Consider the following 21360-nt stretch of genomic DNA (forward strand, 5'->3'; position numbering starts at 1 on the left):
CTCAAGATTTGAAGACCAAGAACAATTGATTTATTGAATTTTCCAGATAGTTACCGCCAAATCTGCCATGCTTCGTTGGCGTGCCTCTATTTTGCTCTCATCCCACGATGTGTATTTTTCTGCCACGCTTCGTGTGATTTGAAATTGACTCTCTCGATATGCTGTGATTTTGCTTTGGAAGCTACCGTTACCTAGATCTCTATTTGTATCTGCTTCTAGCGGTGTCATATTGCCTAATCGATAGATGCAACGATCTTGCTGCGTTTCATCCATGTAATTCCAATCTTCAGATGGATGTTCAGGAAGAATATGTTCAAGGTTATAGCGGCTACTTTCAAAATCAAAGCATTGGCCAGAGCGTTGTTTTTCCAATGCGAAAAGAATGTAGCGTACGACTTTTTTGTTGCGACTATTCGTTGTTTTTAGTGTTTTTGTTGTAAATGCAGCCTTAAAAACCGGATCTTTGGGATAAACCTCCTGCAGTGCAGAGAAGACGGCATGAATATCGGTGTGTTCGCCAATCGTTAATTTGCGCGCAATGCTGTTGTAGACCCTCTCTTGTTCGTGACTTGGTAGTCCGCAAATGACGTTATAGCGTAGTGAGACGACTGAAATGGCGCGTAGAATCCGCCTGAAATTTTCACGTTGATGTTCGTAAAAATGCCGATAGCAGGTCATAAGCATTGCCAGAGGTTGGCGGACATTAAACATAAGAAGTTGCTGCAAGGCTTCACGTTCTTCCAAATGCCAGTCCCTGTGCATAGGATCACGCAATACCGCATAAACCTCAGCTGAATAATCGAGTTCTCTAACCAGCGAAAAAGCCTCTTCTCTTGTGGTGACATGCCGTCGGATTGTTTTAAAGAGATCAGATTTACGAACTAAGCGGTGTCGGCTATTCCAATAAATGCGCAAAAATTCAGGGAAACTTTCGCTTCCAAGTAAACCCACAATCCGTTCCCAACGATCTTCAAGCGCACGGATCTCTATGTCGTGCAATTCGCCACTACTGATGACTGAAAATAGATAGTTTTTCAATAAATCAGTTGCAGAAAGACGTACGCCACGGGCATTTAAGGTTTCAAAGACTTTGAATGCGTTGAGCTCGTCTGTAACGGTTATCACGGTGAAAAATAGTTTGTCGACCAATGAATCCAGCATGGCGGCAAACTGTTGTCCGCTATCTGTCGTGCGTTCGAAACGCTGCGAAATGCGTTCTTTAAACCAGTGGAAAGCTTTGCGCAATTGATGCTCAGATGCATTTAAATTGCGCTGTGGCAGAACTTCCAGTGGCACGAGATAGGTTTGGTAAAACTTGTTGTTGTGACGATTGAGTTCAAGTTTTGCGCGTGGAATGAGCGAAACTGGGTCAACATAACCGATATAACTGTTTTGGAATTGTTCTTTTCTGCGCTGATTATTCTCGGCATCTAGATCGTAAGCAATGAGATCTTTCAAGTAGGACAGACCCGCCAAAATCATCACGCTGATTGTCGTGATGCGTTGTTGTCCATCGATAATGTCGAAACGTTTGTTGTCAGAGGATTGAAGGACGAGGTAGCCCATATAGTGTGCAGGCTCGCCTTCGTCTTCATAAAGGGCTGTGATGTCTTGCCAGAGATCGTCCCACTCATCTTCAGTCCAAGAATAATCGCGCTGAAAAGGTGGCACACGGTAGATTAAACCGTTACCTAATAACTGCCTGAAAGTATTGTTACTCGTATTGAAATTCATTGCGATTTTCTTGCATAGCGGTTCGACAAAATAAATGCACAAAAACTACACAGGAATGCTTGAGCTATCTGTCAGGCGCTTTATCTCAGGATTTTGTCTAAGTTGCTTAGTTCGTGTTGGCTTCAATAGTAACAGCGAAGGTGCAGGCTTGCTATATCAATTTAGACCCACTCGATTAGGTATCTAAAGCCAATTCGATGACTGCTAGAGGGTGAGTTAGATATAAGGCACAGGCCATCAAGATTAGGTTGCTAAGATGGCCTGTGCTCGTCCGTCTGAAATGATTTCAGGTTGGCGTGGTTTGACTGTTAGACGCTTGCATCTGCCTGTGCAATATCCGTTTGTGAAGGGCGTCGCATGCCACGAATCATGTCTTCTACATTCAAGTGGCCGATGGCTTCATCTTGACGATTCACCACAATCAAATGATCGCTGCTACTTTCGGCAAAGATTTGCAGTGCGGTTTCAATGGTTGTGGTGCCACGAACGCGTGGGCCGGTATCTTCTGGACGTGCCGCACTCATTACGGATTGAACCTGCAGAACCCGTGCACGGTTAATGTCTTTCATAAAGCTGGCGACATAGCTGTCTGCAGGATTGAGGAGAATGTTCTGTGGAACATCGTTTTGAACAATCACCCCATCACGCAAAATCGCGATGTTTTCTCCGATGCGTAAAGCTTCATCGAGATCGTGCGTAATAAACACGATGGTTTTTTGGAGTTCGTTTTGAAGGTCTAGCAAGATGTTTTGCATTTCTGTGCGAATGAGCGGATCTAACGCAGAAAAAGCCTCATCCATCAGCAAAATGTCTGCATCGGTCGCTAAAGCTCTGGCCAACCCGACTCGTTGTTGCATGCCACCAGACAGTTGGGTTGGATAGTGTGTTTCAAATCCAGTGAGTCCGACTCGTTCTAGCCATTGCATGCTGATATCGCGGATGCGGTTTTTTGCGAGCCCTTGGTTTTCAAGGCCATAACCAATGTTTTCTAGGATCGTGCGGTGTGGAAAGAGTGCAAACCGTTGAAACACCATAGAAATCTTAAAACGCCGAAAATCTCGTAATGCGTTGTCATCCATCTTTAACACATCGTCACCATCGACAAGGATTTCTCCTTCCGTGGGGGCAATCAGACGGTTTAAATGACGAATCAGCGTAGATTTTCCAGAACCTGAGAGTCCCATCACAACTTGAATCTTGTGACGCTCCATCTCTAGATTCACATCGCTTAAGCCCACCACATGGCCTGTTTTTTCCAGAATTTCTTCTTTGCTCAAGCCTTCGCGCAACATCTTCATGGCTCGTTGCGGATGTCGCCCAAAGACTTTGTAGAGGTGACGAATTGAAATGATGATGTCAGCTGACATGTTCACCTCCTTGTTGATGACGCTGTAAACGTCGACCAAAGCTTTGCGTGATACGGTCAAAGATGATTGCGAGAATGACGACGGCTGCGCCATTAAAGAGACCCAGTGCGAAATACTGGTTGGTCACGGCTTGTAGGACAGGTTGTCCCAAACCTCGTACGCCAATCATGGAGGCGATCACAACCATAGCCAATGCCATCATGATGGTTTGGTTAATACCAGCCATGATGTTTGGAAGTGCTAACGGGAGTTGCACACGCAGTAGTTTTTGTAAACGGCTTGCACCAAAAGCATCAGCGGCTTCCAGAACTTCTTTGTCAACTAAACGGATGCCTAGGTTGGTTAAACGAATCACTGGTGAAATGGCATAAATCACAACAGCGATTAAACCGGGGATGCGCCCAATGCCTAACAACATGACGACCGGAATCAGGTAAACGAAGCTGGGCATGGTTTGCATGACGTCTAGAACTGGCAGAATTGCATTTTTGGCTCGCTCTGAACGGGCCATCACAATGCCGATCGGAATCCCGACGATGATTGATAAGAGGGCGCAGACAATAATCATGGCCATGGTGCGCATGGTGTTGTCCCACATGCCAAATAAGCCGATGACGCCCAATGCAATGACGACGCCTGTCGTCAGTTTCCAGCTGCGTGCTGCGAGATAACTAATGGCTGCGACAGCCACAATAACGACCCACCACGGATTGGTTAGTAAGAGTTTTTCAAACCAGACTAAAAAATGAAGCAGGGGATTAAAAAGACTTTCAATGAAATCCCCATATTCGCGCGAGAACTGTAAGTAGCTCTGATCGATGGAGCGTGATAATTCACGTAGTGTTTGACTATTAATTTGGGGGAATTTGTTGGACCAAATCATATGTGTTTCCAAAAGCCGACAAAATGCGGTGCGGTGCTCAAGAGCAAACCGCACCGCCCGGACTGTCTTGTCTTACAGCGCATCCTTGACGCGTTGCGCAACATCTTCTGGCAACCAAGCGCGCCATGAATCTTCGTAGTTGTTGAAGAACTCTTCGGCGGCCACTTCACCATCGGCTTGGGTGTCTTCCATGAACATCAACATTTCGTTGTAATCCTGACCACGCCAGACACGGTTTTTAAGGTAAGTCATGACTTCAGGGTTGTTGTTGCTAAATGAGGTGGCCACAACGGTTTTAATTTCGCTGACAGGAAAATTGTTTGGGGCTGGGTTGGGGCAATCCGCCTGTGAAATGCAGGCATCGTATGACTCGGGATCATGGTCGACTTCGAAGTCAACTCTGGCCATGTCATATCGAGCCAACACGGATGTGGGTGCCCAGTAGTATGTCAAGAGGCCTTCGCCTCGGTTGTAAGCGCGACCAATGGCGCCTGCCATGGCGGCACCAGAACCAGGGTCGACAAGGTTAAAACCTGCATCATCCATCTTGAATGCTCTGTACAGATTATCTGTCGCAATCTGACAGGTCCAACCTGAAGGGCAACCCAGCATGTAAGCACGACCCGGATTCTCGGGGTCTGCAAACAACTCAGGATGCTTTTTAATGCCTTCAATGGTGGCGAGTTCTGGATTTTTATCGAGCATGTATTGTGGAATCCACCAGCCTTCACCCGCGTTTTCTGCTGGGTTTTCAAGAATGTCTCCCGCAATTACGAGGCGTCCAGCATCGACGGCTTTTTGTAAAGGCTCTTGCACCATGTTCATCCACATTTCGGGTGCAATATCCGGACGTGCTTTCTCTGACATGGAGGTTGCTGTGGGGACTGTGTCACCCGGCACAATATGTGCGTCACAGCCATAACCGTGCTCAAGAATAAAGCGGTCTACATGGGCTGCCAGTTGTGCAGTAGGCCAGTTCATCTCGGCGATACTGACTTCCCCACAATCAGCTGCCATTGCAGATTGTGTCAATGTGCCCAGCGCTGCGGCCGAAATGGCGAGCAGAGTTTTGTGCATGGTTTTTGATTTTTTCATGATTGAAATGAATTCATGACAGAGCCGTTACAGACTTTCTCCGGTTTGACAGGAAAAATCGCATTGCAAATAGCAAGGCTGCGTGCGGGTGTTGAACGACCTCGTACGGTCAGATTAGCGTGTGCTGAGTGGAAGCGGGCAATGCTTTAATGGAAATGACTGCAAAAGTGCAAAGAAGCAGAAAAAGCAAAAAGCAAATCTGAATGAGACCTCAGAAAGAGGCGGTTCAAACCCCGTGATTCAAAACAGCACGATCTGGTTTGTTGGCTTGTCTGTCTGAATTTTTGACTTGTATTGGTTGTTGACCTTATTTAGGGTAACGCATGTAAAAAAATTTGCAAACCTCGAAATTTTAAAATTTTTAATTTCAATTGCTTTTTCGTAAGTGCTTGTGGATGTAGGGTTTGACGCATTTTCAGACAATGAGTTTTGCGGCTTCAAGGGATTTCCCCACTAATGCGGAGTCATTCGTAATGCTAGGATTTTTCAGTAATCAGCCCATGCCTGTTGATCGTTGATCAGAAAGTGGGCTGGATGATGTCCGTTCTGTACCCGTCAAGATCACAGTAATCACACGAGATTTTGCGTGATTCTTGGATTTCACAATAAGTAGGAGACTAGATAATGAGAAATGCCCAAAAACTTTTGGTTGGCGCGTTAGCCGCAGGATTTACATTGGCAGCAGTGCCCACCTATGCTGCAGAAGTGGATGGCCCGGAGGTGAACTGGCGAATTTCAGTGTGGGGTAACCCACGTGCATTTACGGCTGGTGGTGAATATCTGGCTCAAAAGGTGAAAGAGAAAACAGACGGTAAGTTCAATATCACGATTGGTTATGGTGAACAGTTTTCAAAAGACCGTGAGAACCTGGACAGCGTGAAGATGGGTGCAGTCGAAGGCGCATACTTCTGCAACTTCTACCACCCTGGAAAAAACCCAGCTTTTATGGTGTTCTCATTGCCCTTCCTGCCTTTGGGTGATTGGGACGTGAACGTTGAAGCACGTAAGAAGCTTTTTGCACATCCAGCACTGCAAAAAGACATGGATATGTGGGATGCTTTCGTGTATGCCGGTGCCCTGATGCCCCAGTATGAGTTTATGGGTGTGGGTGAACCGCCACATAAACTGGAAGACTGGGAAGGCAAGCGTGTGCGTGCCGGTGGTGGCTTAGGTGATGCCATGGTCAAACTAGGTGCCAGAAAAACCACAACCACGGCAACCGAGGTTTACACCTCGATGGATCGTGGCACGATGGATGCAGCTTCCTTCCCGTACACATACTCACACGCAGCTTATCGACTGCCTGAAGTGTCTAAGTGGTTTACCTCCAACATGGCCCCTGGTACTTCCGCTTGCCCACTGGTCTTCAGTAAAACCGCCTTCAATAAACTCCCACCTCAGTATCAGCAGTTGACTAAAGATCTGCTCGATGAAGTCTATGAAGTGCAGGCCAAGGCTTATCAAGAAATCGATAAAAAGAACTTACCTGAATTCCGTGAGCAGCTCATTGAGGTGAAATATAGCCCAGAGCAGCTCGAAGAGTTCCGTAAGATTGCGGCTAAGCCTGTCTGGGATGAGTGGATTGAGGCCAACAAGAAACGTTTTGATGGCCAAGAGCTCATCGATGTGATTCTTGAAACTGCCAAGGCTCAAGGAAAATAAGAAAAACTGATCATTTTTTTGAATCAGTTCCATGCTTTGCAGCAAAAAAGGACTTCTTTGTCCTTGAGCGACTTGCCGGTGTCAACCGGCAAGCCGCCTGTTTCACCTCATAGAGTTGTCTTATGCAAATACAAAATACATCACCGTCTGAGCAGCAAGGGCCGGAAGGTTTATTGTGGGCTGACCGATGGCTTGCAAAAGCGGAAGATTTGTTTGATCTGATCGCTGCGATCGCGATTTCAATCCTGATGGGACTGGGGGTCGTTCAGGTTCTAGGGCGTCAGCTGTTTGACAGTCAACTCGATGGTTACATCGACATGGTTGAGTTGTTGATGGCGACTTTTGTCTTTATGGGCATTGCTTATTGTCAGCGACTGGACGGGCACGTGCGTATGGATTTGTTTGTCCGTTTGATGAAGGGTCGCATGCGTTGGGTGGTTGAATTTATAACCACATTTATCCCCTTGTTCCTCATTGGTATTCTGATTTATTTCAGTTGGGAACACTTTGTTCGTTCGTATGAGAGCGGCGATAGCACGATTGATATGGAGTATCCATTCTGGCCTTCCAAACTGGTTGTGCCGATCTCGTTTGTGCTGTTGTTCTTGCGCTTATTGATCCAGAGTATCGGATATTGGCGCCTAGTTTTGCATCCGAATGCCACGCCTGTGGTTGTGCCGCTGGTGTACAGCGAAGAAGAGCAGGCTTTGCAACAAATTGAAGCATCAAAAAAGGGCGATAAAAATGGATAGTTTGACGATTGGTGTGATCGGCATCATCGCCTTAGTGGTGTTGGTGTTTTTAGGGATGCGAGTCTATTTGGCGGCTGCTTTAGTCGGAACGCTGGGTTTGGTCTCCATGATTGGTTGGGAATCTGGGTTGGGAATGGCCGGTTCGATTCCTCACTCAAAAGGGACGTCTTATTCTTTGAGCGTTCTGCCCATGTTTATTTTAATTGGTTATCTGGCCTTTCACGCTGGGATTACGGAGGCGCTGTTTGATGCCGGCCGGAAGTGGCTAGGGTGGCTGCCCGGTGGGCTTGCAGTCGCGACTGTGGTCGCGGCAACAGGGTTTGCAGCCGTGTCAGGTGCCAGTACAGCCACAGCGGCAGTGTTTGCACGAATTGCCATTCCCGATATGCTGAAGTCTGGCTATAGTCCCAAGCTTGCCGCAGGTGTGGTGGCTGCAGGTGGAACGCTGGCAGCCTTGATTCCGCCGAGCGCGATTTTGGTGTTGTACGCCATTATCGTGGAGCAATCGGTGGGGGCTTTGCTGGTTGCGGGTTTCTTGCCAGGGATTGTGACTGCCTTAGTGTACATGGCGATTATTGTTGTGATGGTTGCCATTAAGCCAGAGCTTGGTAAACCGATTCGCGGCTTTACCTGGAAAGAGCGGACTAAATCATTGCCGGGTACTTTCCCAACGGTGCTGGTCATCGTCATCATCTTTACTGCGATGTATGAAGGCTGGGCCACACCCACAGAAGCAGGTGCACTGGGTGCAGGGGTGATCTTTGTTGTGGCTTTGACCAAAGGCATGCGCACCAAACAGCTCAATGATGCGCTGATGGAAACAGCTAAGCTGACTGTGATGATTTTCTCGATCATTTGGGGGGTTTTAGTCTTTGTGCGGTTCTTAGGTTTTGCGGGATTGCCCGATGCCTTTGCTCGCTGGATTGTGGCCCTACCTGTGGAACCCATCTGGATTTTGATTGGTATTCTGATCTTCTATGTGATTCTCGGGATGTTCATGGACGCGATCGGGATGCTAATGCTGACCTTACCGGTTGTGTATCCCGCTGTGACCGCGTTGGGCTACGACCCAATCTGGTTTGGGATCATTGCCGTGAAGATGGCTGAGGTTTGTTTGATTACGCCACCAATTGGTTTGAACTGCTTTGTGGTGAATGGGGTGCGGCCAGATATTCCGCTCAATGATGTCTTTAAAGGCATTGCACCGTTCTTTATCGCTGAGGTGATTGTGATTGCGATTCTGGTCTCTTTCCCAGAAATCGTGACCTTCCTGCCTCACTTGATGAACATGAAGTAAGTTTTGAAGAATAGCTTTAACCTTTGCCTTTAAAGTTGTACATAAACACACAGGGATCCTTCGGGATTCCTGTGTGTTTATAGAGCTTTAAAAACTGAATCTTAAGAGTCAAATGCTGAATATTAAGCCTCAAGTGGTGAGGATCAAGAATCAGCAGTTAAGTTTTAAGCGGAATGCTCAAAGATGTTTTTTGACTCTTGGATCGCTTTAGCATGTGCCACGTCTTGGTCTTTGCTTAAGGCCACGCCGTTTTTGACTGCTAAAATTTCTGCCATGATGCTCACCGCAATCTCAGGTGGTGTTTTGCTGCCGATGTAAAGCCCGACGGGGCCGCGTAGTCTTTCGAGTGATTCAGGCGTGATATCGAAATGCTCGATCATGCGCTGTCGACGCGCTTCACTATTGGCTCTGGAGCCAATTGCACCAATATAGAAAGCCTCAGTTTCCAAGGCTTCCATGAGCGCTGCATCGTCCAGTTTAGGGTCATGTGTGAGCGCCACAATACAGGTGCGACGATCTGGTTTGAAGAGTCTGACTGCATCATCAGGCCAGTCGCTCATTTGGGTGATGTTGGTGGTGCTCCAACCCGCTGCATATTCTTGTCGAGGATCACAAACGGTGACTGTGAATCCATTAAAAATGGCCATGGTTGCCACATATTCTGCCAATTGACCTGCGCCAATCAACAGCATTCGATAACTTGGACCAAAGCAGTTTTGTAGGGTCTGTTCGTTTAGTTTGAGGCTTTGTACAGTTTGCGTGGTTTCAAGAGCACTTTCACCGGTCTGCAGATCTAGCTGTCGCAGCACGAGCGTGCCCTGATCGAGTTGCTCTATAAGTTCAAGGAGTTGATCTGCATCTGGGTTGAATTCCAGCACCAGTTCTAACGTACCACCACAGGGCAGTCCAAAGCGATGTGCTTCGTCAGCTTTAATACCGTAACGTAAAGTTTTTGGTAAGCCTTCCATCTGGCGTTCAGTGTGCCCAGTTTGTGGATCTCTGCGTGTAAAGGATGCGATTAAGTCGTCTTCGATACAGCCACCAGAAACCGATCCAACCACTTGACCGTTTTCTGCCATAGCCATAATCGATCCGATAGGGCGTGGTGAGGAGCCCCAAGTGCGGGTGACTGTCACAAGCATGGCGCGCAAGTCACTGGCTCGCCATGCTTGTAGGCGCTTTAAAACGATCAGATCTATGTTTTCCATGCGTCGCTTCCCCTTAAATTCGAATGTCAAACAGAGACAAACTACTCAGCATTACGATAATCGTTTCTGAGCGTTTTGTCTCTTTTTGTCAAGAATTATTTGGTTGTAGGCATCGCAAAGTCTGCGCCAGCTGCAATGGTTTCGGGCCAACGCTGCATGATGGATTTTTGTTTGGTGTAGAAACGAACACCTTCCTCACCATACGCATGCATGTCGCCAAAAAGGCTCTTTTTCCAGCCACCAAAGCCGTGCCAAGCCATCGGAACGGGGATGGGAACGTTAATACCCACCATACCGACCTGAATATGTCGACCGAATTCGCGAGCGCTATGGCCATCACTGGTGTACAGAGCTACCCCATTGCCATAGGCATGTGCATTAATCAGTTCGATCGCTTCTTCTAAGGTTTTGCAACGTACGCAAGCCAGCACAGGTCCAAAGATTTCTTCCTGATAAATCGTCATCTCAGGTGTCACGTGATCAAACAGCGTGCCGCCGGTAAAGAAGCCGTTTTCGTGATCAGGCACTGTGACATCTCGACCATCAACAACTAATGTTGCGCCCTGATCCACGCCGCTTTGAATATAGCTGTGGATACGTTCCAGTGCCTCGCGGGTAATGACAGGTCCCATTTCACTGCGATCATCCATGCCATCACCGATTTTGAGGGCGAGCGCGCGTTCTTTTAAGCGCTCGACTACACGGTCCCCAATGTTGCCGACCAGCACGGCCACAGAAATGGCCATGCAGCGTTCGCCAGCAGAACCATATGCCGCACCAATCAAACCGTCTACAGCGGCATCTAGATTGGCATCGGGCAGAACGACCATGTGGTTTTTGGCGCCACCCAAGGCTTGTACACGTTTACCTTGGTTGGCTGAACGTGTGTAGATGGCTTGGGCAATCGGAGTGGACCCTACAAAGCTCAGCGCCTGAACTTCGGGAGCATCAATCAGCGTATCCACGGCCACCTTATCACCCTGAATTACGTTAAAAACACCATCAGGTAATCCGGCTTCCTTAAGTAGGCTGGCCATGAGGAGTGAAGCGGACGGATCGCGCTCGCTCGGTTTGAGAATGAAGCTGTTACCACATGCCAATGCCATCGGAAACATCCACATAGGTACCATGCACGGAAAGTTAAAGGGCGTAATGCCTGCGACGACCCCTAGTGGCTGGCGAACCGTCCAGTTGTCAATGTTGGTGGAGACTTGCTCGGTATAGTCGCCTTTTAGCAATTGTGGGGCACCACAAGCAAATTCGACAATTTCAATGCCGCGCATGACTTCGCCTTGTGCATCAGAAAACACCTTGCCATGTTCGGCGGTAATCAGTGCAGCAAGCTTGTCGAGGTTTTCATTCAACAGATTGAGGTAGTTGTGTAAGACGCGTGCCCGACGCAATGCGGGAGTCGCCGCCCAACCTTTGAAAGCTTTTTGAGCGCTGGCAATGGCTTTTTGAACGGTTTGTTCGCTGGCGATTTCAACTTGACCACTGACTTCACCTGTGGCGGGGTTGTAAATGGCCTGTGTGCGGCTTTGTGGATCGCTGTAAATCTGGCCATCAATCCAATGTCCGATTCTATTGATCGGGGAAGTCGTAGAGGTCATTGCCTGTCTCCTTATGTCAACGTTTTATTCAGGGGTTTTGTATATCAGAACAATCTGTTCATAATACAAGAACAAACATCAGGAGCGATGGATTGCACTACGTGCAACAGGGGATGGTCGCGAAGTTGTTGAATGCTTGTGAAGTTCGAAGCAGCGAAAGTGGTCTGATTTGTTGGCGTGTGCAACAGCACAGGCCACTTAATCGTCTGCTAAGTAAGAGTAGGATTATTTTTTCTTATCTTCGGCTCGGTCGTAAATGTATCCGCCCAGTGAACCCACTGCGGCACCCCCAATGGCACCCCAAATGGCATCACCACCTGTAATGGCAGAAATGCCAGCACCTGTGGCTGCACCGATGGCACCACCGGACAAGGTGGATTGTTGCGATGAAGACATGTTGGTGCATCCGCCCAGCGCAAATAAAGCAGCGACAGGCAATGCAATCAAAACACGTTTATAAGTCGTCATGAGAATCTCCAACTAAGTTTAGGATTAAATTGCCTAGGTCTTATCGCTTGGTTTTGCAAGGATAGGTGGCTCTGAGGTAACGCAATAAGGCGTCAGAAGCTGTTTTTTCTTTGAGCTGAGGATTGGCATCCACCCATTTTGTAAAGTTTGATAAGACTTGAGTGCGGCTGAGCGTTTTATCTTCGATACAAATAAAATGCGGATTTCTTTTTGAGTGGCGGCTCACGACATAAGTTTCGTACACACCTTGCGCATAGCCGAAGCAAAATGCTCGCTCAGCCTGTGATGCCTTCGCACTGCAGGTTTCAAGGAAAGCTTGTGTGCTCACGAAGTCTGGGGTTTTTTGATCGGCCTGTGCCAGACCCACCAGACACAGAGACAGTCCTGCTGCATAAATGAAAGATTTCATCGGGAACTCCATCAATGTGGTTGAATAGTGAAACTGCAACTGCGATTGAATGCGTAAAATAAATGAAGCCAACCATGATGATCACGATTGGCTTTACTGGTGATTACGATGGTTGTAACCACATCTTACATCAGTGCGTTTGTGCGTGGATGTAATTATCTAGTGTATTAAGGGCGTTTAACCCAGAGGTTACACCAACCAGTGCTAGCCACCATTTTTCCGGGGAAGATCGTACAGGTACCATCTTTGTCAGATTTGGCGGTGTACAACTGACAGGTCGCACAGTCCTGACCAGCCTGATATTTGGGGAACTTGGCCTTGTCGACAGTGGTGGCATCCGTTTTGTAACCCAGAGCAATGGCTTGAGGATCGGTTTCTGCGACCATGGGCTGTGCGTAAGCGACCTTGCTGCCGGCCAGGGCGGCAACACTGATTGCAGAGACTTTCATGAACTGGCGACGATTCGTGCTCATTTTGATTTCCTTTTCTAGGCTAACAATAGGGCGGAACGATTTAAAGTGGTTCCTATATGTCACTCATAATACTTGAGCATTTCGATAGATAACACTTTATGTTGTTTGTAATTATAAAAATGTTTGATATATCTCAAGGCTCTGTACTCATTAGACACGAAATTTTTCATTAAACCTACTAATCCTGATTATTTTGTTTTAACTGAGAATCATTCGTGTTATTTGTATGATTCAGAACATCAGAGCTGGCTGGGTCTGCATGTTTTTATTAACAAAAACATCGGATAGTTTGCGCAGGTACGCCGGTTGCTTAGAATGGATCAGATGATTCAACCTGTCTTTTCATTCTTCGTGTAAGGAATCTGTTTTTATGCAAACCAAACTTGCGCTGGAAGGTGTGCGCGTCATTGAACTCTGCAACGTGGCGGCTGGACCGTTTTGCGGCATGTTACTGGCAGACATGGGCGCCGATGTGATTAAAGTAGAAAATCCCAGTGGTGGGGATACGCTGCGTAGTTGGCCACCCATTTCGGATGGTTACAGTGAGAACTTTGCGTCACTGAATCGCAATAAGCGCTCTGTCACATTGAATCTGAAAGACGAGGGTGATTTGAAAAAATTCCGAGCGCTCATTAAAGATGCCGATGTTTTATTAGAAAACAATCGTCCAGGCGTGATGGCACGTTTGGGCATTGATTTTGACGCCCTTAAAAAAGTGAATCCGAAGCTTGTGATGGCCTCGATTTCTGCGTATGGACAAACTGGTCCACGTGCCAGTGAAGGTGGCTTTGACTTAACCGTTCAGGCGATGAGCGGCATCATGAGCATTACGGGTGAGCCCGACAGCCCGCCGGTGAAGTGTGGTGTGCCATTGGCTGACTTTAGCGCGGGTTTGTATGCGGCTTATGCAATTACTTGCGCACTGCGTCAGGTTGAGCAACAAGGTGAAGGTATCCACATTGATGTGCCGATGCTGGGTGCAACGCTTGGCATTGCCGCTTTACAAACATCCGAATTTTTTGGCAGCGGCAAAGATCCGGCGCCATTAGGTTCTGCACACCCTCGTAATGCGCCGTATCAAGCCTTTCGTTGTCAAGGTGGCTACTTCGGTATGGCTGCTGGTAACAACGCGCTTTGGACATCCGTGTGTGGTGTCGTCAAGATGCCGGAGTTGTTAGAGGATGAGCGCTTTACCAGTCCGACGCTTCGTGCTGCCAATCAGGTTGCCTTGCGCGACATTTTGGAAGCTGAGTTTCTGAAAGAAGATGCCAACACTTGGCTAGCTCGATTCCGTGAGGCAGGTGTACCTTGCGCGCCCATCAATACATATTCCGAAGTGCTGGCTGATGAACAGGTTGAACATATGGAGTGGGTGCAGCCGCTGACATTACCCAATGGCGTGCAAACTCGCACTTTTGGGTCTCCCGTTCGATTTAATGGTGAATCAGCCCCGATTCGTCTGCGTCCACCTGCGCTGGGTGAGCATAATGACGAGGTGTTTGCGGGTCTGACCGATGCCGATGGAGCGCAATCATGAGTGGCGTCTTATTAGAGTCTGTCGATCAAGGTCACTGGACACTGACATTGAATCGTCCCGATAAACGTAATGCATTGAATGACGAACTGGTGCTAGCGTTATCTGATGCACTCGATCGAGCCCATGCTGCGCAGGCCTCTTCGCTGGTTTTACAAGGCGCGGGCAGGAGTTTTTGTGCGGGTTTTGATTTCTCTGATTTTGATACGGTCAGTGAAGGCGATTTGCTGCTGCGGTTTGTGCGCATTGAATTGTTGTTACAGAAACTGTATGCCAGTCCGATGGCAACACTCGCCTATGCACAGGGTAAAAACTTCGGGGCAGGTGTTGATTTATTCATGTCCTGCCAGCGTCGTGTGGCTGCGCCTGAGTCAACGTTTCGGATGCCAGGTTTGAAGTTTGGGCTGGTGCTGGGAACGCGTCGTTTGGGCGAACGTATTGGACAAGAGGCGGCGAGAAATATTCAAGAAGTGGCCGCGACCGTCGATGTGCAAGAAGCCTTGAAGCTCGGAATGGCCAATGCCGTGGCGGCGCCAGAGAAATTGACACAGGCGATTCAAGGTTTGCGCGAAGCAGCACTAGCGTTAGCTCCCCAGACGCGTGCCGATTTGTATCGCGTATTGGGGCAGACTGAATCCAATGAGGATTTGGCTCAGTTGGTTTTATCAGTGGTTCGGCCCGGTGTTAAAGATCGGATTGCTGCATACCGACAAGGCGCTTAAAAAGAATAAGGGGGAGACAACATGGATACGATGGATTTTGCGCCCGAGGCTGATCAGCCGGTGAGCTATATGGCCAGAACGCGTGCTTGGTATTTGGCACTTGGCTATGACAATCCTTATCGTTGGGCGCATTATTTAGATGTGCCTTTCACAACATTACAAAAACCTTTGGCGCAAAACCGCGTGGCTTTAATCACGACAGCTGCACCCTTTAATCCAGAGCATGGGGATCAGTCGCCTCAGGCGCCGTATAACGCGAAAGCCAAGTTCTATGAGGTATACACTGGTTCGACTTCCGAGGATCATGACGTGCGGATTGTACATGTGGCGATTGATCGCCAACATGGCCCAATGACCGATGCCAATAGTTGGTTTCCGCTCCCTAAAATGCGTGCACTCGCAGAGCAAGAGGTGTTTGAATTAGGCCCTCGATTTTATGGTGCGCCTACCAATCGTAGTCAGCGTCAAACTTTGGAATCAGATTGCCCACGAATTCTCGAACTCTGCCGTGAGGATGGGATTGATGCCGTGGTACTGGTCGCCAATTGCCCGGTTTGCCACCAAACTTTGAGTTTGATTGCACGTCATTTGGAAGCGCATGGAATTTCGACCGTGATTATGGGGTGCGCAAAGGACATTCCAGAGTATTGTGGCGTGCCGCGCTTTTTGTTTAGTGACTTCCCTTTGGGCAATGCCGCAGGCAAACCGCATGATGAAGCGTCACAGCAAGAAACGCTGGAGATGGCTTTAACACTATTGGAACGGGCGTTTGCACCTCGCACGACTGTACAGTCGCCTCAACGTTGGTCTGACGATGCTGACTGGAAGCTGGATTACTCCAATCCAGATCGTACCAGTCCAGAAGAAATGGCAAAATTGCGTGCACAGGCCGATGAAGCCAAAGCAGAAATTGCTCGACTCAAAGGCAAAGAGCCGCCTGCACCGGCTTGCGCTTTAAATTAATACACAAGCCAATACAAGTAGTCGTCAGTCACACCAGACCAATTGGTGTGACTGACAGCTGCTTATGTGTACCTTAGTTTCTACACTGATGCCAACGTTGATTCCCGCTTACTCTCGGGCAAGGCGATCAATCAATTGTGGATCCACATTCAGGCTAGCTGCTGCACGTAGGATCTCTTGCCAGGAGTTATCATCGACGGGAATACCATCTCTTAAGCGTTTAATGCGAGTTTGACGCTCTGGCTCTCCAGCGATTTTGACACCCTCACTGTTAGGGGCAGCGGGGGATTGTTTGACCCAGTCGATAAAGGCCATGGCTTCATCGACAAAGACCGATCCTGGTGAGAGTTTATTGGGATCAATCACAATCGTCAGCATGCCGTTACCCACACGGCGGCCGGTGGGATATTCATGGACTGTGAGTCCGCCCGCCAGTGCGCCCCCTAAAAGTTCACAAACTAAGGCCAGCCCCCAACCTTTGTGCTCACCAAATGCACGAAGCGCACCGAATGGGGCACGAATGGCGTGAACGGGATCGGTCGTGGGATTGCCCTCATGGTCAATGAGTTGGCCAGGTGGTAAAGATTCACCTTTGTTGTGTGCAACACGGGCTTTGCCTTTGGCAATGACGCTGGTGGCAAAGTCCAAAATCACAGGCTCGTGACCTTCGAGAGGAATGCCAACACAAAAGGGGTTGGTGCCAAAGCGGGCATCGCTGCCGTCCCAGGCCGCAACAGCGGGATCAGAGAGCACATTCACAAAATGAATTGAAATTAGATTGTTTTGTATGGCCATCTCTGCCCAAGCGCCAATTCGACACAAATGATGGGCATTGGATAAAGCCATGATGCAACTGCCATATTGTTTGGCGCGAGCCATGGCTTCTTCCATGGCTTCATGTCCGACGACCTGCCCAAAACCGCTGCAACCATCTAGAGCCAATAGGGTTTGGTGGTCAAGACGTGTTTGGATATGTGCGTTCGGAATTAGCCCGCCTTCCAGAAAGGACTCGGTGTAACGCGGCAGCATACCCACTCCGTGTGAATCGTGACCGGTGAGGTTGGCTTCAATTAAATTGCTCGTGACTAGATCCACTTCGCGTGGATCGCTGCCATAACCCCGAACCAGTTCTTGCATGGCGCGGGTTAAAGAATCGGATTTGAAAACATGGGTTTGCATATTTAGAGGTTCCGTGACGGGCGTGAAACAGGCGGTTGTTGTTAAATGTATTGCAGACATTTCAATGCCGTCAGCGTACAACAGTGGCGTCCTCATTCCCAGTTTTTTATCCAAATTTCGATGTGATGTCTGATCTAATTGATATCCTCCTCGCCCTAAATGACGAGGCTTTGCACGCGTTTTGGTCAAACCATGTTCAAAAGGTCGCACATAAAACAGATTCTGTGTCATAGAATCAAAGTATTGGTCATGTAGATCAAATTAATGATTTAAAAAAAAGAACCGATATGTCTGGTTCGGATGATTCAGATTCAGGGGACTAAGATGACGTTAAGTGTCAGGTATGAAGCGCCCGACTCAATTGAGCAGGCCATCCATCTTCTGCGGCAGGCTCGACAGCCACGTTTGCTGGCTGGTGGCACTGATGTGCTGGTGCAGATGCGTTCGCGCCGAATCCAGCCCGATGTGATGATCGATATTAAAAAGATCCGCGAATTATCACAAATTGAAGTACAAGCGGATGGTTTGAAGATCGGTGCGGCAGTATCCTGTTTGGCGCTACTTGACCATCCTGAGTTTAAGAATACTTACCCAGGTGTGGCGCAAGCGGCAAATTTAATTGGCTCATTTCAGGTGCGTGGACGCGCCACGATGACGGGTAATCTCTGTAATGCCTCGCCGGCGGCTGACAGTGTGCCAGCGTTAATTGCTGCGGGTGCACAAGCCATCATTGCTGGACCGAATGGACGTCGACAAGTGCCAGTTGAAGCCATTCCGCAAGCACCCGGGCAAACATCTTTGGCCGATGATGAGCTGTTGGTGGCTTTGTTTTTACCGAAACCGGCACCCGGCAATGGTATGGCGTATTTACGTTTTACACCAAGAACTGAAATGGATATTGCTGTTGTAGGTGCTGGTGTGAGTCTGACGCTCAACGCACAGGGGATTTGTACCGATGCCAAAGTCTGCCTGGGTGCGGTGGCCAAAACCGCGATTGTGCTTCCAGAAGCGGCTGAAATTCTAATTGGGACGACGGTGGATGACGCCGTCCTTGAAATGCTGGCACTGGCGGCTCGCCGAGCGGCACGTCCTATTACCGATAAACGAGGTACCGCAGCCTTTAGAACCAAACTGGCTGGGGTGATGGCACAACGCAGTGCTCGTCTGGCATTACAACGTGCACAGGAGAAACTGAACAATGGCTAAGCAACATGTGAGCACAACACTCAACGGCGAGCGCGTTGAGTTTTTATGTGAAACAGATCAAACGCTTCTCGATGTCTTGCGCAATTCATTGAATATGACGGGTACCAAGGAGGGCTGTGCGACCGGAGACTGTGGCGCCTGTACGGTGCGCTTGAATGACACGATGGTGTGTGCCTGTTTGGTGTTGGGTGTGGAAGCTCAGGATAAATCCATCGAAACTATTGAAGGCATGGCGCGTGGTGAGCAATTGCATCCTCTGCAACAAAAAATTTTAGAGCATGCCGCCTTGCAGTGCGGAATCTGTACACCCGGGATTTTGATTGCAGCAAAAACCCTACTCGAACGTAACCCTGATCCAACCGAAACCGAAGTGCGTTACTGGTTGGCTGGAAATCTGTGCCGGTGTACTGGCTACAACAAAATCATCGAGGCTGTGATGGATGCAGCCCGAGAAATGCGAGGAGCCTAAGATGCTGAAAAAAACCGTCACTGAAAAGAAAACATTTGATGTGATTGGCACACGTCCGGTTCGTCCAGACGGTGTGCCCAAAGTCGTGGGTCTAGCTCAATACGGTGCGGATTACATTTTACCGGGGATGCTGTGGGGTAAGATTTTGCGCTCACCGCATGCCCATGCTCGTATTCTCAGTATCGATACCTCGCGCGCACTCGCTTTGCAGGGCGTCAAAGCCGTGATGACAGGCGCGGACCTGCCTGAACAAACCTTTAAGTATCTTGGGCCTGAGCGTACGCAGATGAATTTCTGGCATATGCAGCGCAATACGATGGCGCGTGAGAAGGCGTTATTTGCGGGTCATCCGGTTGCGGCTGTGGCGGCAGTCTCGCAGAAGATTGCTGAACAGGCTTTGGAGCTGATTGACGTGCAATATGAGGTTTTACCGCATGTCATCGATGTGGAAAAAGCGATGGAGCCGGGTGCGCCATTGTTGTTTGAAGACATGCGAACCCGAGGTGTAGAGCCCGAGCCGGCGGCACCTTCAAACGTGGCGCGTCGCTGTGAATATACCTTGGGCAATGTCGAAGACGGATTTGCGCAAGCGCACGAAGTGGTTGAAATGAAGTTCAAGACCGCTCCTGTGCACCAGGGCTATATCGAGCCCCATGCTTGTCTGGCTCGTTATGGCAGTGATGGACAGTGTGAAATCTGGTCAGCCACACAGGGCCACTTTGCAGCGAGGACGCTGACTGCGCGTTTGTTGGGTATGTCCGTCAGTGATTTGGTGATTCATCCCGCAGAAATTGGTGGCGGATTTGGTGGCAAAACCATTGTGTATGTGGAACCTGTGGCGGCCATGTTGTCCAAAATGTCAGGTCATCCCGTCAAAATGGTCATGACCCGTGAAGAAGTGTTTAATGCGACAGGTCCGACCTCGGGTTCTGCCATGACCGTACGCATGGGTGTAACACGTGATGGCAAAATTGTGGCAGCCCAAGCTGAGCTGAAATATCAGGCAGGGGCTTTTCCGGGTTCGCCAGTGTTGAACGCCTCTCAGTGCGCGTTTTCAATGTACGACATTCAGAACGTCCATGTGGTGGGTTATGACGTAGTGTGTAACCGCCCGAAAGTGGTTGCTTACCGTGCTCCGGGATCACCGATTGTGGCTTTTGCGGTGGAGTCGGTGGTTGATGAGTTGGCCCGTAAGATTGGTTTGGATCCGTTAGAAATTCGTCTTAAGAATTCGATCAGTATCGGATCGCCCTCTCTCTGGGGACCTCATCAGCATGAAGGCATGCGGCAAACGGTTGAGGCTTTAATGCGCCATCCAGACTATCACGCACCCCTAGGACCCAATCAGGGTCGTGGTGTTGCCTCGGGTTTCTGGTTCAATGGCGGTGGTGAGTCGGCGGTTTCAATTCAGGTGGGTGATGATGGCTCAGTCACCATCGCATCGGGTAGTATGGACATTGGCGGTTCACGGGCTTCGATGGCCATGATGGTGGCTGAAACGTTGGGTATTCCGTACGAAAAAGTTCGTTCAACGGTTGCCAGTACAGCAGCCGTCTCTTACAACCATGTGACAGGTGGTTCGCGGGTTACCTACGCGACAGGGATGGCCATGACGCAAGCCAGTGAGTTGCTGATTGAAGACTTGCGTGTCCGCGCCGCTCAGTTATGGAATGTGTCGGTTGACGATGTGGAGTGGGAACGTGGTCAGGCGCGTCTAGTCGGTGCGCATGAGAAACAGGGAGAGACCTTGTCGCTTGCCAGACTTGCAGCTACGCGTGCTAGAACCGGTGGACCCATTGGGGTGCAGTGGGCCATTAATGCATCAGGTCAGGCGCCTGGGTTTTCGACACAGTTTTGTGATGTGGAAGTCGATCCGGAAACGGGTGCCGTCAAAATCCTACGTTATGTGGCGGCTCAAGACGTGGGCCGCGCCATTCATCCTGCCTATGTTGAAGGGCAGATTCATGGTGGTGTGACGCAAGGCATTGGTTGGGCGCTCAATGAAGAGTACATCTATAACGACAATGGTCATCTAGAAAACGCCGGGTTCTTGGATTACAGGATGCCCGTGGCATCCGATTTGCCGATGATTGAGGCAGTGATCGTGGAGGTGCCCAACCCTAACCATCCGTTTGGTGTGAAAGGTGCAGGTGAGGTTAATATCGTGCCTGTGATGGGGGCGATTGCCAATGCCATCCGACAAGCCACCGGTGTGCGCATGTGCCAGCTGCCCATGTCACCACCGAATTTGTTGGAAGCGCTGGATCCAGAGGATGAGGACTAATGTTTAGCAGCATCACGTTTTAATCCAGTCGTAAAAATAGGGCGA

The 21360-nt window shown here is 49.1% G+C and carries 19 protein-coding genes; 9 read left to right on the top strand and 10 right to left on the bottom strand.

Annotated elements, in window-relative coordinates; translation table 11 throughout:
- Positions 1-30: 30 nt before the first annotated feature.
- The 4 genes from ACOI06_RS03950 to ACOI06_RS03965 form a co-directional block, all read right to left on the bottom strand.
- On the bottom strand, positions 31-1734 hold the full coding sequence (locus tag ACOI06_RS03950) for a DUF262 domain-containing protein (RefSeq protein ID WP_420661210.1): 1704 nt from the start codon (positions 1732-1734) through the stop codon (positions 31-33).
- 308 nt (positions 1735-2042) lie between these two features.
- Entirely contained in the window at positions 2043-3101 is a 1059-nt protein-coding gene (locus ACOI06_RS03955) for a quaternary amine ABC transporter ATP-binding protein (RefSeq protein ID WP_420661211.1), read from the bottom strand.
- Positions 3091-3984, bottom strand: a complete 894-nt coding sequence (locus tag ACOI06_RS03960; protein WP_420661212.1) for an ABC transporter permease — start codon at positions 3982-3984, stop codon at positions 3091-3093. The genes ACOI06_RS03955 and ACOI06_RS03960 overlap by 11 nt, the downstream gene beginning before the upstream one ends.
- Before the next feature lie 72 nt (positions 3985-4056).
- Entirely contained in the window at positions 4057-5079 is a 1023-nt protein-coding gene (locus ACOI06_RS03965; RefSeq protein WP_420661213.1) for a glycine betaine ABC transporter substrate-binding protein, read from the bottom strand.
- Positions 5080-5703: 624 nt separating this feature from the next.
- Here ACOI06_RS03965 and dctP point away from each other — a divergent pair.
- The 3 genes from dctP (at position 5704) to ACOI06_RS03980 (ending at position 8790) form a co-directional block, all read left to right on the top strand.
- On the top strand, positions 5704-6741 hold the full coding sequence (dctP, locus tag ACOI06_RS03970; RefSeq protein WP_420661214.1) for a TRAP transporter substrate-binding protein DctP: 1038 nt from the start codon (positions 5704-5706) through the stop codon (positions 6739-6741).
- Between the two features lie 122 nt (positions 6742-6863).
- Positions 6864-7493 (top strand): TRAP transporter small permease, encoded by a 630-nt coding sequence (locus ACOI06_RS03975; protein ID WP_420661215.1) that lies wholly within the window; start codon positions 6864-6866, stop codon positions 7491-7493.
- Positions 7486-8790: a TRAP transporter large permease gene (locus ACOI06_RS03980; protein ID WP_420661216.1), complete on the top strand. Its 1305-nt coding sequence runs from the start codon at positions 7486-7488 to the stop codon at positions 8788-8790. The genes ACOI06_RS03975 and ACOI06_RS03980 overlap by 8 nt, the downstream gene beginning before the upstream one ends.
- A gap of 164 nt (positions 8791-8954) precedes the next feature.
- On the opposite strand, the gene ACOI06_RS03985 is transcribed toward ACOI06_RS03980, so the two are convergent.
- From ACOI06_RS03985 to ACOI06_RS04005, 5 genes are all read right to left on the bottom strand, one after another.
- On the bottom strand, positions 8955-9998 hold the full coding sequence (locus tag ACOI06_RS03985) for an XdhC family protein (protein ID WP_420661217.1): 1044 nt from the start codon (positions 9996-9998) through the stop codon (positions 8955-8957).
- A 95-nt stretch (positions 9999-10093) separates the two neighbouring features.
- Positions 10094-11608, bottom strand: coding sequence for a CoA-acylating methylmalonate-semialdehyde dehydrogenase (locus tag ACOI06_RS03990; protein ID WP_420661218.1), 1515 nt, complete (start codon positions 11606-11608; stop codon positions 10094-10096).
- 225 nt (positions 11609-11833) lie between these two features.
- Complete coding sequence (locus ACOI06_RS03995; protein WP_420661219.1) at positions 11834-12076, bottom strand: glycine zipper domain-containing protein; 243 nt, start codon at positions 12074-12076, stop codon at positions 11834-11836.
- 40 nt (positions 12077-12116) lie between these two features.
- Complete coding sequence (locus ACOI06_RS04000; protein WP_420661220.1) at positions 12117-12485, bottom strand: Rap1a/Tai family immunity protein; 369 nt, start codon at positions 12483-12485, stop codon at positions 12117-12119.
- A 167-nt stretch (positions 12486-12652) separates the two neighbouring features.
- The gene (locus ACOI06_RS04005; protein WP_420661221.1) at positions 12653-12958 is read right to left on the bottom strand and encodes a high-potential iron-sulfur protein; all 306 of its coding nucleotides are present in this window, start codon (positions 12956-12958) and stop codon (positions 12653-12655) included.
- Positions 12959-13328: 370 nt separating this feature from the next.
- On the opposite strand from ACOI06_RS04005, the gene ACOI06_RS04010 reads away from it, so the two are divergent.
- The 3 genes from ACOI06_RS04010 to ACOI06_RS04020 are packed head-to-tail and all read left to right on the top strand — an operon-like array spanning position 13329 to position 16177.
- Positions 13329-14495: a CaiB/BaiF CoA transferase family protein gene (locus ACOI06_RS04010; protein ID WP_420661222.1), complete on the top strand. Its 1167-nt coding sequence runs from the start codon at positions 13329-13331 to the stop codon at positions 14493-14495.
- Positions 14492-15214 (top strand): enoyl-CoA hydratase/isomerase family protein, encoded by a 723-nt coding sequence (locus tag ACOI06_RS04015; RefSeq protein ID WP_420661223.1) that lies wholly within the window; start codon positions 14492-14494, stop codon positions 15212-15214. The genes ACOI06_RS04010 and ACOI06_RS04015 overlap by 4 nt, the downstream gene beginning before the upstream one ends.
- A 21-nt stretch (positions 15215-15235) precedes the next feature.
- The gene (locus ACOI06_RS04020; RefSeq protein WP_420661224.1) at positions 15236-16177 is read left to right on the top strand and encodes a reductase; all 942 of its coding nucleotides are present in this window, start codon (positions 15236-15238) and stop codon (positions 16175-16177) included.
- Between the two features lie 108 nt (positions 16178-16285).
- On the opposite strand, the gene ACOI06_RS04025 is transcribed toward ACOI06_RS04020, so the two are convergent.
- Positions 16286-17356: a malate/lactate/ureidoglycolate dehydrogenase gene (locus ACOI06_RS04025; protein WP_420661225.1), complete on the bottom strand. Its 1071-nt coding sequence runs from the start codon at positions 17354-17356 to the stop codon at positions 16286-16288.
- 324 nt (positions 17357-17680) lie between these two features.
- On the opposite strand from ACOI06_RS04025, the gene ACOI06_RS04030 reads away from it, so the two are divergent.
- Genes ACOI06_RS04030 through ACOI06_RS04040 form a run of 3 tightly spaced genes read left to right on the top strand, consistent with a single transcriptional unit; the run spans position 17681 to position 21315 of the window.
- On the top strand, positions 17681-18562 hold the full coding sequence (locus ACOI06_RS04030; protein WP_420661226.1) for an FAD binding domain-containing protein: 882 nt from the start codon (positions 17681-17683) through the stop codon (positions 18560-18562).
- Positions 18555-19031, top strand: coding sequence for a (2Fe-2S)-binding protein (locus tag ACOI06_RS04035; RefSeq protein WP_420661227.1), 477 nt, complete (start codon positions 18555-18557; stop codon positions 19029-19031). Before ACOI06_RS04030 ends, ACOI06_RS04035 begins: the two co-directional genes overlap by 8 nt.
- Before the next feature lies 1 nt (position 19032).
- Entirely contained in the window at positions 19033-21315 is a 2283-nt protein-coding gene (locus ACOI06_RS04040; protein ID WP_420661228.1) for a xanthine dehydrogenase family protein molybdopterin-binding subunit, read from the top strand.
- The last annotated feature ends 45 nt before the right edge of the window (positions 21316-21360 follow it).

The sequence above is a fragment of the Orrella sp. 11846 genome, from assembly GCF_048820935.1.
GTDB lineage: Bacteria > Pseudomonadota > Gammaproteobacteria > Burkholderiales > Burkholderiaceae_B > Algicoccus.

Excerpts from the sequence above, each read along its gene's own strand:
- ACOI06_RS03955 (WP_420661211.1), bottom strand. The coding sequence starts at position 3,101 with ATGTCAGCTGACATCATCATTTCAATTCGTCACCTCTACAAAGTCTTT.
- ACOI06_RS04015 (WP_420661223.1), top strand. The coding sequence starts at position 14,492 with ATGAGTGGCGTCTTATTAGAGTCTGTCGATCAAGGTCACTGGACACTG.
- ACOI06_RS03975 (WP_420661215.1), top strand. The coding sequence starts at position 6,864 with ATGCAAATACAAAATACATCACCGTCTGAGCAGCAAGGGCCGGAAGGT.
- ACOI06_RS03960 (WP_420661212.1), bottom strand. The coding sequence starts at position 3,984 with ATGATTTGGTCCAACAAATTCCCCCAAATTAATAGTCAAACACTACGT.
- ACOI06_RS03980 (WP_420661216.1), top strand. The coding sequence starts at position 7,486 with ATGGATAGTTTGACGATTGGTGTGATCGGCATCATCGCCTTAGTGGTG.
- dctP (WP_420661214.1), top strand. The coding sequence starts at position 5,704 with ATGAGAAATGCCCAAAAACTTTTGGTTGGCGCGTTAGCCGCAGGATTT.
- ACOI06_RS04040 (WP_420661228.1), top strand. The coding sequence starts at position 19,033 with ATGCTGAAAAAAACCGTCACTGAAAAGAAAACATTTGATGTGATTGGC.
- ACOI06_RS03965 (WP_420661213.1), bottom strand. The coding sequence starts at position 5,079 with ATGAAAAAATCAAAAACCATGCACAAAACTCTGCTCGCCATTTCGGCC.
- ACOI06_RS04010 (WP_420661222.1), top strand. The coding sequence starts at position 13,329 with ATGCAAACCAAACTTGCGCTGGAAGGTGTGCGCGTCATTGAACTCTGC.
- ACOI06_RS03985 (WP_420661217.1), bottom strand. The coding sequence starts at position 9,998 with ATGGAAAACATAGATCTGATCGTTTTAAAGCGCCTACAAGCATGGCGA.
- ACOI06_RS04030 (WP_420661226.1), top strand. The coding sequence starts at position 17,681 with ATGACGTTAAGTGTCAGGTATGAAGCGCCCGACTCAATTGAGCAGGCC.
- ACOI06_RS03990 (WP_420661218.1), bottom strand. The coding sequence starts at position 11,608 with ATGACCTCTACGACTTCCCCGATCAATAGAATCGGACATTGGATTGAT.
- ACOI06_RS03995 (WP_420661219.1), bottom strand. The coding sequence starts at position 12,076 with ATGACGACTTATAAACGTGTTTTGATTGCATTGCCTGTCGCTGCTTTA.
- ACOI06_RS04035 (WP_420661227.1), top strand. The coding sequence starts at position 18,555 with ATGGCTAAGCAACATGTGAGCACAACACTCAACGGCGAGCGCGTTGAG.
- ACOI06_RS04005 (WP_420661221.1), bottom strand. The coding sequence starts at position 12,958 with ATGAGCACGAATCGTCGCCAGTTCATGAAAGTCTCTGCAATCAGTGTT.
- ACOI06_RS04000 (WP_420661220.1), bottom strand. The coding sequence starts at position 12,485 with ATGAAATCTTTCATTTATGCAGCAGGACTGTCTCTGTGTCTGGTGGGT.
- ACOI06_RS04025 (WP_420661225.1), bottom strand. The coding sequence starts at position 17,356 with ATGCAAACCCATGTTTTCAAATCCGATTCTTTAACCCGCGCCATGCAA.
- ACOI06_RS04020 (WP_420661224.1), top strand. The coding sequence starts at position 15,236 with ATGGATACGATGGATTTTGCGCCCGAGGCTGATCAGCCGGTGAGCTAT.
- ACOI06_RS03950 (WP_420661210.1), bottom strand. The coding sequence starts at position 1,734 with ATGAATTTCAATACGAGTAACAATACTTTCAGGCAGTTATTAGGTAAC.